5 protein-coding genes and 1 pseudogene are annotated in these 7,917 nt (G+C 72.6%); 5 read left to right on the plus strand and 1 reads right to left on the minus strand.

What is annotated here, in order from left to right; all coding sequences use genetic code 11:
- The first annotated feature begins 150 nt into the window (after positions 1-150).
- The 4 genes and pseudogenes from B9S58_RS33905 (at position 151) to B9S58_RS33920 (ending at position 4,877) form a co-directional block, all read left to right on the plus strand.
- A pseudogene (locus tag B9S58_RS33905) lies at positions 151-1,195 on the plus strand (hypothetical protein).
- 65 nt (positions 1,196-1,260) lie between these two features.
- Positions 1,261-2,511, plus strand: coding sequence for a toxic anion resistance protein (locus B9S58_RS33910; RefSeq protein WP_103535723.1), 1,251 nt, complete (start codon positions 1,261-1,263; stop codon positions 2,509-2,511).
- 229 nt (positions 2,512-2,740) lie between these two features.
- Positions 2,741-4,168 carry a substrate-binding domain-containing protein gene (locus B9S58_RS33915; protein ID WP_374935731.1) on the plus strand — a complete coding sequence of 476 codons (1,428 nt, stop codon included), beginning with the start codon at positions 2,741-2,743 and terminating at the stop codon, positions 4,166-4,168.
- Between the two features lie 70 nt (positions 4,169-4,238).
- Positions 4,239-4,877, plus strand: a complete 639-nt coding sequence (locus B9S58_RS33920; RefSeq protein WP_181009550.1) for a hypothetical protein — start codon at positions 4,239-4,241, stop codon at positions 4,875-4,877.
- 157 nt (positions 4,878-5,034) lie between these two features.
- On the opposite strand, the gene B9S58_RS33925 is transcribed toward B9S58_RS33920, so the two are convergent.
- Positions 5,035-6,894 carry a phosphoenolpyruvate carboxykinase (GTP) gene (locus tag B9S58_RS33925; RefSeq protein ID WP_103535725.1) on the minus strand — a complete coding sequence of 620 codons (1,860 nt, stop codon included), beginning with the start codon at positions 6,892-6,894 and terminating at the stop codon, positions 5,035-5,037.
- A 223-nt stretch (positions 6,895-7,117) separates the two neighbouring features.
- Between B9S58_RS33925 and B9S58_RS33930 the strand changes: the two genes are divergently transcribed.
- The gene (locus tag B9S58_RS33930; RefSeq protein ID WP_103535726.1) at positions 7,118-7,810 is read left to right on the plus strand and encodes a hemolysin III family protein; all 693 of its coding nucleotides are present in this window, start codon (positions 7,118-7,120) and stop codon (positions 7,808-7,810) included.
- Positions 7,811-7,917: the final 107 nt, after the last annotated feature.

The raw sequence follows: 7,917 nt of genomic DNA on the forward strand, positions 1-7,917 counted from the left end.
TCTCCGCCGAGCGGATGGACGCCCACACCGCGGCCCTCGCCGGCCCCGCCCCCTCCGGGCAGCTGGTCGGCGCCCACTGACGGCCCCGGTCCACGTGCCGCGCAGGCGCGCGGGCCGGGCGCCACGGCCCTTTTCACCGGGGCCGTCCCCCTGGGCCGCGACAGCGGGGGCAACAGGGGCAGCGGCACGGCCGCGAAGACCGTGCGCGGAGTGATCGGGTCGGAGAAGGCCGAGTTCTTCGCCGACCCCGACACCGTGAAGGCCCTCGCGGCCAAGGGGTTCACCGTCCGGACGGAGACCTCCGGATCCTGGGCGATGGACCGGCTGCCCCTGAAGGGGTACGACTTCGCCTTCCCCAGCTCCAAGGCCCCGGCCGATGAGCTGCGCCGGGGAGCCGAGGCCCAGGGCGGCCCGCTGCGGCCGTTCTACTCGCCGCTCGTCGTGGTGGCCCACCGGCAACGCGGCCGAGGTCCTCGCGAACAACGGGCTGACCCGGCTGCGGGCCGACAACGGGTCGAAGTTCGCCACGCAGGGGACGCTGCTCATGGACCCCTACCTGGCGGCGGCCGAGGACGACCGGACCTGGCAGCAGCTCAAGGGGGCTTCCGGGCATGCCGAGTTGAGCGGCACGGTGTTCATCACGAGCACCGATCCCGTCACCTTCAACTCCGGTGCCCTCTACCTCGCCGCCGCCTCGTACGTCGCCGACGGCGGCCGGGTGGCCACGGACGAGAAGGCCGTGGAACGCACCGCTCCGCTGATGCGCAAGCTCGTCCAGATGCAGGGCGCCCAGCAGACCAGCAGCGACGCGCCGTTCCGGGACTTCATCAGCGGGGTCGGCAACCCCCTCGTGCTGGTCTACGAGTCGCAGGTGGCCTCCCTGCTGATGAGCGGCGGGCGGCAGGAGATCGGCGACCTCGTCGTCCTCTACCCGGACACCACCGTGTCCAGCGACCACACCCTCGTACCGCTGACCGACCACGGCCGCGAGCTCGGTGAGCTGCTGTCCACCGATCCCGGGCTGCGGGAGCTGGCGGTACGGCACGGGTTCCGGCCCCAGGGCGCGGCCGCCGACTTCAGCGCCGCGACCGCGGAACACACCGCCTACATCGACCAGCGGCTGACCGGCGTACGCCAGGCGCCCGTGCCCACCGCGGAGGTGCTGCGCTCGATGGCGCGGCGGGCCCGCGGCTGACGACGCCCCGGCTCGCGGCCAGCTCTGTTCCCGGATCCGTACTCGCAGCACAGGAGACCGCCACCATGCCCCAGGACGCCGGACCTCAGAACGCCGGACACCGGAACGCCGGACCCCAGGACCCCCGACGGCCGTTCGATCCGCCGACCACCCCGCTCGTGCTCACCCCGCCCGCGCCCGTCGCCCCCGTCCGCGCCGAACAGGCCGCCGGGCTCGTCCCGGTCGGGGACGCCGTGCGGGCCGAGATGGTCCGGCGGGCCGAGGAGTACGTCGAGGGACTCGCCGGACTCGACGCCCGCTCACCGGAGTTCGGCGCCCGGGTCGGCGAGATCGCCGCGCTCGGGCAGAGCGACATCCGCAGCGCCGCCCAGCAGTCCAACCGGATACTGGACCGCACCGTCCGCTCACTCGCCTCCGGCGAGGGCGAGACCCCGGCCCGGGTGGGGTCCTCGCTGGCCGAGCTGCGCCGCACGGTCGAGGACCTCGATCCGCGCGACGCCCCCGGGCGCGGGGCCCGCCGGCTGCTGTCCCGGCTGCCGGGCGGGCGCCGGCTGCGCGACCACATCGCGAAGTACGCCTCCGCCAAGAGCACCCTCGACCGGATCGTGCGCTCGCTCCGCACCGGCCAGGATGAACTGCGGCGCGAAAACGCCGCGTTGCACACCGAGCGCACCCGCCTCTGGGACTCCATGGGCAGACTGCAGGAGTACGCGGTCCTCACCGAGGCCCTCGACGGCGTCGTGGAGCGGCGCGTCGCGGAGGCCGAGGCGGCGGGCGATCCGGTACGGGCGGACGCGCTGCGGGCCGACGTCCTCTTCCCCGTACGGCAGAAGCACCAGGATCTGCTGACCCAGATCGCCGTCTGCGCCCAGGGGTACCTGGCGATGGACGTCGTACGGCGCAACAACGACGAGCTGATCAAGGGCGTCGACCGGGCGGCCACCACCACCGTGTCCGCGCTGCGGATCGCGGTGATGCTGTCCTCGGCGCTGGAGAACCAGCGCCGGGTGGCCGAGCAGGTGCAGGTGCTGCGCTCGACCACCGAGGACCTGATCCGGGGCAACGCCGAGATGCTCGCCACGCAGAGCGGGGAGATCCAGCGCATGGCGGCCGACCCGGCGGTCGGCGTCGAGACCCTGCGCACCGCGTTCGGGCAGATCTACGCGACGCTCGACGCCATCGACACGTACAAGGCGCGGGCGACCGACACCATGGCGGCCACCGTGGAGTCGCTGACCGCCGAACTCCAGGAAGCCGGCGCCCGGTTGGATCGCAGCCGCACCGCGGACACGTCGCTGGAAGGGGGCCGCTCATGAGAGGCCGCCGCCCGGGAAAGGCCCCCTGGCCCGGCGCGCCCTCGCCGGCACCCGCACGCCTGGCCGCCGCCTGCGGCGCACCCTGCTGCCGCTGCTGGCCGCGGCCCTGCTCGTACCGCTCGCCGCCTGCACGGCGGACAAGGACGCCGGGCGGGACACCGGCCGGGGCGACGACGGGCGGGCGGGCACGGGAACGCTCCGGATCCTGTCCTCCAGTGAACTCAGCGACATGGAACCGCTGTTGGAGAAGGCCCGCGAGGCGACCGGGATCACCGTGCGGCCCACCTGGACGGGCACGCTGGACGCCGTCGAGCGCCTGGCTTCCGGGAAGACGGACGGGGCATTCGACGCGGTGTGGCTGTCGTCCAACGACTACCTGCGCCTCGACCCGGAGGCCGCCCGCAAAATCGCCTCCCAGACCCCGCTGATGGCCTCCCCGATCGCCCTCGGGGTGCGGCCCGCGACGGTGCGGCGACTCGGCTGGGACGACGGGGCCGTCACCTGGGCACAGGTCCACCGGGCGGTCGCGGCCGGGGACCTGACGTACGGGATGACCGACCCGAGCCGCTCCAACTCCGGTTTCGCCGCGCTGATCTCGGTGGCGTCCGGGCTCTCCGGCGCACAGGCGGCGCTCACCGACGCCGACGTACGCGAGGCCGGGCCGAAGCTGAAGGGGTTCATCGCGGGACAGCGCCTCACCTCGGGCTCCTCCGGGTGGCTGGCCTCCGCGTACGCCCGGCGCTCCACCGTGGACGCGCTGATCAACTACGAGTCGGTGCTGCTGTCGCTGAACCGGGACAGCGACGCCGGGCTGACCGTGATCCGCCCCCGCGACGGGGTGGTGACCGCCGACTACCCGCTGAGCGCGCTCACCGGGGCCACCCCGGAGGCCCGGGACGCCGTAGGGACCCTCGCCGAGCACTTCCGGTCCACCGAGGTGCAGCGGGAGATCACCGAGCTGACGCTGCGCCGTCCGGTCGTGGCCGCCGCGCGCCCCGCCGATCCGCTCTCGCCCGAACAGCGCCGCGAACTGCCGTTCCCCGGTACGCGGTCGGTCGCGGACGGGCTGCTGTCCTCGTACGAGCACCGGCTGCGACGCCCGTCGCGGACCGTGTACGTGCTGGACACCTCCGGGTCGATGAAGGGCGGGCGGCTGGCCCGGCTGAAGTCCGCGCTGAACGGGCTGACCGGCGGCTTCCGGGAGCGCGAGCAGGTCACGCTGCTGCCGTTCGGGTCCGCCGTCAAGCAGGTCCGCACGCACGTCGTCGACCCGGCGGACCCGAAGGCGGGCCCGGCGGCGATCCGGGCGGACACGGCCGCGCTGACGGCCGAGGGGGACACGGCGATCTACTCGTCGCTCGCCGCGGCCTACGACCGCCTCGGCCCGGACACCGAGTCCGCGTTCACCTCCGTCGTGCTGATGACGGACGGCGAGAACACGGCAGGCCGGTCGGCGGCGGAGTTCGCGGCGTTCTACCGGGCGCTGCCCGCCGCCCGGCAGGTCACCCCGGTGTTCCCGATCGTGTTCGGCGACTCCGACCGCTCGGAGCTGGAGTCGATCGCCGCGCTGACCGGCGGCCGGCTCTTCGACGGGACGAAGAAGGAGGGCCCGGGCTCGCTGGACGGGGCGTTCGACGAGATCCGTGGCTACCAGTAGGAAGGCGGCGGGGAAGAGGTCCCTGGCCGACAGCGAGGGTCCGGCGGGAGGAAACTCGGCGGCGGCCCGGATGATCGGCTATCTGGAGTCGGCACGGAATCTGACCGGCAGCGCCGCCGCCCTCGGCGGTCTCGCCCTCACCTTCGCCGGGTTCGCGGGCGCGTACTGGCCGGTGGTGGTCGGCGGGCTGTACGGGGCGGGGGCCCTGCTCGCCCCGCCGCACCGGCCGCCCGCCCCTGCGTTCGAGGAGCCGTCGTCCCGGCCGGACGACCTGCGGGCCGACCTCGTGACCCTGCGGGCGTACCTGGCCCGGGTGGACCTGCCGCCCGGCGCGGCGGAGCGGCTCGCCGCGCTGACCGGCCTGCTGGACGGACTACTGGCACCCGGCTGGGTCTCCGAGGCGCTGGCGGAGGACCCGGAGGGCGTGCACGTGGTGGCGCGGGCGGTGCGCCGGGACGTTCCGGATTCCGTCGACGCGTATCTGCGGACCCGGTGGTGGACGCGGCTCGCGCCGGGCGCGCGGGCTCCGGAGGAGGAGCTGGAGCGGCAGGTGGCGCTGCTGCGCGGGGAGGCGCAGGAGTTGGTGGACGGGCTGCGGGAGGCGGAGGAGCTGCGCCAGCGGTCCCACACGAAGTACCTGGAGGACCGGGGCGGGGGCGGCCCGCGGCGCAGGCCGCCCGCAGAACAGGAGCGGCCCCCGGAACCGTGAGGGGGTTCCGGGGGCCGGGAGGGTGTCCTTGGTCGGGGACAGGCCCTCCGGGACTGTCGGCGAGGACAGGCCCCGTACCGCGGCGGGTCGTTCGGCCCCACAGGTCAGGGCGGATGTCCGATGGACCCGGCCGCGGGGTTCAGCGGGAGCGCGGGGCTCAGCCCAGGCGCTTCACCAGCGCGTGGTACTCGTCCCACAGCTCCTTGGGCGTGTGGTCGCCGAAGGTGTTGAGGTGCTCGGGGACCAGGGCGGCCTCCTCGCGCCAGATCTTCTTGTCGACTGTGAGGAGGAAGTCGAGGTCGGCCTCGGAGAGGTCCAGGCCCTCGGTGTCGAGCGCGCCCCTGGCCGGCAGGATGCCGATCGGGGACTCGACGCCCTCGGCCTTGCCCTCCAGGCGCTCCACGATCCACTTCAGGACGCGGCTGTTCTCGCCGAAGCCGGGCCAGACGAACTTGCCCGCCTCGTTCTTGCGGAACCAGTTGACGTAGTAGATCTTCGGGAGCTTCGACTGATCGGCCTTGTCGGCGCCCACCTTGACCCAGTGGTTCATGTAGTCGCCCATGTTGTAGCCGCAGAACGGCAGCATGGCGAACGGGTCGCGGCGCAGCTCGCCGACCTTGCCCTCGGCGGCGGCGGTCTTCTCGGAGGCGACGTTGGCTCCGAGGAAGACGCCGTGCTGCCAGTCGAAGGACTCGGTGACCAGCGGGACGGCGGAGGCGCGGCGGCCGCCGAAGAGGATCGCCGAGATCGGCACGCCCTTGGGGTCCTCCCACTCGGGCGCGATGATCGGGCACTGTCCGGCGGGGACGGTGAAGCGGGCGTTGGGGTGGGCGGCGGGCGTGCCGGACTCGGGGGTCCAGTCGTTGCCCTTCCAGTCCGTGAGGTGCGCGGGCGCCTCCTCGGTCATGCCCTCCCACCACACATCGCCGTCATCCGTCAGCGCGACGTTGGTGAAGACGGAGTTGCCCCACATGGTCTTCATGGCGTTGGCGTTGGTGTGCTCGCCGGTGCCGGGCGCGACGCCGAAGAAACCGGCCTCGGGGTTGATCGCGTAGAGGCGGCCGTCCTCGCCGAACCGCATCCAGGCGATGTCGTCGCCGATGGTCTCCACGGTCCAGCCGGGGATGGTGGGCTCCAGCATGGCGAGGTTGGTCTTGCCGCAGGCGGACGGGAACGCGGCGGCGATGTACTTGGCGGCCTCGGACTCCCCGCGCGGCGGGGTGAGCTTCAGGATGAGCATGTGCTCGGCGAGCCAGCCCTCGTCGCGGGCCATGACGGACGCGATGCGCAGGGCGTAGCACTTCTTGCCGAGCAGGGCGTTGCCGCCGTAGCCGGAGCCGTACGACCAGATCTCGCGGTCCTCGGGGAAGTGCGAGATGTACTTGGTGGTGTTGCAGGGCCACGGAACGTCCTCCTGGCCCTCCTCCAGGGGTGCGCCGAGGGTGTGGACGGCCTTCACGAAGAAGCCGTCGGTGCCCAGCTCGTCCAGGACGGCCCGGCCCATGCGGGTCATGGTGCGCATGGAGACGGCGACGTACGCGGAGTCGGTGATCTCGACGCCGATCGCGGAGAGCGGCGAGCCGACGGGCCCCATGCAGAAGGGCACGACGTACATGGTGCGGCCGCGCATGGACCCACGGAAGACACCCTGCTCACCCGTGAAGCTGTTTCCTTCTTCCCCGGTGAAGACGGCCCGCATCTCGGCGGGGTCCTTCCAGTGATTGGTCGGACCCGCGTCCTTCTCCTCCTTGGAGCAGATGAACGTACGGTCCTCGACGCGGGCGACATCGCTCGGGTCGGACGCGGCGTAGTACGAGTTCGGCCGCTTGGTCTCGTCCAGCTTGGTGAACGTGCCCTTGGCCACGAGCTCCCCGCACAGGCGCTCGTACTCGGCCTCGGAGCCGTCGCACCAGACCACCCGATCGGGCTGGGTGATGGCTGCGATCTCGTCGACCCAGGAGACCAGCTCCTGGTGGTGGGTGGGGACGGTGAGGGGAGCCGCGATGTCGCGCGCCACGATCGCTCCTAGTTGAGGGTGTCAGTTGTCGAGAGGCCCCGTGGGGGCTGCGACCCGGATGCTTCGTACCCTTCGAATTCCCCTGGCGCTCATCCGGTGCCGACTGCACTCATTTGATCATCCGACCGTTCCGCCCATATGTCCAGGGGGCCTCACACGTGAGCATCGCCACTCATTTGCGCCCCATATCCGCTACCTACGGTGGCGTAGGTAGCATGCGGACATGACTGACGCCGACGCCAGCGCCGCGACCCCGGGCCCCGTCGTACTCGACCCCGTCCCCGTCAAACCGCGGATGCGCGGCTGGCTGCACGCCGGAATGTTCCCGGCGGTGGTGATCGCCGGGATCACGCTCATCGCCCTGACCGACAGCACGACGGGCCGGATCGCCTGCGGCGTCTACATCCTCAGCGCCTGTCTGCTGTTCGGCGTCAGCGCGGTCTACCACCGCGGCACGTGGGGGCCGCGCGGCGAGGCGGTGCTCCGCCGTCTGGACCACGCGAACATCTTCCTGATCATCGCGGGCACCTACACCCCGCTGACGCTGCTCCTGCTCCCCGGGTCCACCGCCCGCCCGCTGCTGTGGGCGGTCTGGGCGGCCGCGGCGGCGGGCATCGCCTTCCGGGTGTTCTGGGTCGGCGCGCCGCGCTGGCTCTACACCCCGTGCTACATCGCGATGGGCTGGGCGGCGGTCTTCTTCCTGCCCGACTTCATGCGGACCGGCGGTATCGCGGTCCTGGTCCTCGTCGTCGTCGGCGGGCTGCTGTACAGCGTGGGCGGCGTGATCTACGGGATCAAGAAGCCGAACCCGTCGCCGCGCTGGTTCGGCTTCCACGAGGTCTTCCACTCGCTGACGCTGGCGGCGTTCATCGCGCACTACGTGGGCATCTCGCTGGTCGCGTACCAGCACGGATGAGCACGGAGGGTCACGAAGGTGAGGGGCCGGTCGCACCCGACGACCGGCCCCTCACCTCTGCCCTGCCCTGCCCTGCCCTGCCCTGCCCTGCCCTGCCCTGCCCTGCC

The organism is Streptomyces sp. SM11, assembly GCF_002910905.1.
Classification (GTDB): Bacteria; Actinomycetota; Actinomycetes; order Streptomycetales; family Streptomycetaceae; genus Streptomyces.